Annotated in this window: 2 protein-coding genes; both read left to right on the top strand. The window is 65.6% G+C overall.

The window, feature by feature from the left end; all coding sequences use genetic code 11:
• Positions 1 to 347 precede the first annotated feature (347 nt).
• Positions 348 to 764 (top strand): IS66-like element accessory protein TnpA, encoded by a 417-nt coding sequence (tnpA, locus tag J2852_RS31265; protein WP_209883185.1) that lies wholly within the window; start codon positions 348 to 350, stop codon positions 762 to 764.
• Entirely contained in the window at positions 761 to 1063 is a 303-nt protein-coding gene (gene tnpB / locus J2852_RS31260; RefSeq protein WP_209883183.1) for an IS66 family insertion sequence element accessory protein TnpB, read from the top strand. The genes tnpA and tnpB overlap by 4 nt, the downstream gene beginning before the upstream one ends.
• Positions 1064 to 1224 lie beyond the last annotated feature (161 nt).

Here is a 1224-nt window from a genome sequence, read left to right as displayed (position 1 = left end):
TGCGTCTTAAGACGTGGGAGAGTAGGTCGCCGCCAGGTCGCCACGACGCGCACAACACAACACCAACACCAACCACACCCAACGAACGCTCAACGAACCGTCACTTGCATGTCTTCCTAACGATCGCCGAAACCGGCCGCCCCTAAAAAGGGCGGCCGGTTTCGTGTTATCCACAGCTGTCTTCGTGGAAGTGGGGGTGGCGGTCTCGTCGAGGGAGACCAACCGCACTTAGCATTACAGTTGCGATAAAGGTATCCATCCGGTGATCGCCGCCTTGTAGGAAAGGGATCGGCGGCGGAGTTTGCGGGATCGCGTCATCGCGACGACGCAAACCAGTGGCAAAGGTCATGGCCTATCAACGTGTCGAGGTTCTGAGCGGGACGGAGCGGCGGCGGAGCTACACGCCCGCGGAGAAGGCCCGCATGGTCGAGGAGGCTTTCCGGCCCGGTGTGGTGGTGACCGAGGCCGCCCGGCGGCTGGGGGTGGATGAAAGCCTGCTCTACCGCTGGCGCCGGCTGATGCTGACCGAAACCCCAGCGTCGCCGGTACCGAATTTTGCGGCCGTGACGATCACGCCGAAGCCGGACGGGGTGGCCGCGCTTGCCCCGCCGCCCACGCCGGCTCCGGAGGCGGCCAGTGATCCGGCGGCGGTCCTGGAGGTTGCCTTTCCCTGTGGAACGCGGGTTCGCCTGAACGGGGCGGTGGATCACGCCTTGACGACAGCGGTTCTGGCCGTGTTGGCCCCGCAGCGGACGCCGTCATGATCCCGGTGCCGAGCGGGGTGCGGGTGTGGCTGGCCACCGGGCACACCGACATGCGCAAGGGCTGGGCGACCTTGGCGCTGCTGGTTCAAGAGCGCCTCGCCCAAGACCCGCACAACGGCCATCTCTTCATCTTCCGAGGGCGCCGCGGTGATCTGGTGAAGATCATCTGGCATGACGGCCAGGGCAGTTGCCTGTTCATGAAGAGGCTTGAGCGGGGCCGGTTCATTTGGCCCACACCGGCGGACGGGGCGGTGGCGATCTCGGCCGGGCAGATGGGCTATCTGCTCGATCACCCATAGTGATTCCCCTCCGTGTTCGCCTGATGTGCCCTGAAGTCGGCGGCTGGGATCTGGTGCGCCCGCAGCTTCCGGAGGACATCGAAGGTCCAATCGGCATCCGGAAACAGGTACCGCCCGGTGCCGGGGTGGCGGTCAATCCGGATGGTGCCCTGGCGAATGCC

This window comes from Azospirillum soli, assembly GCF_017876165.1.
In the GTDB taxonomy this organism is placed as follows: domain Bacteria; phylum Pseudomonadota; class Alphaproteobacteria; order Azospirillales; family Azospirillaceae; genus Azospirillum; species Azospirillum soli.
The sequence above is the reverse complement of the archived record's forward strand: the minus strand, read 5'-3'. Positions and strand labels throughout refer to the sequence as shown.

What these genes read in the sequence shown, in the direction of transcription:
- tnpA (WP_209883185.1), top strand. Translation starts at nt 348, where the DNA reads ATGGCCTATCAACGTGTCGAGGTTCTGAGCGGGACGGAGCGGCGGCGG.
- tnpB (WP_209883183.1), top strand. Translation starts at nt 761, where the DNA reads ATGATCCCGGTGCCGAGCGGGGTGCGGGTGTGGCTGGCCACCGGGCAC.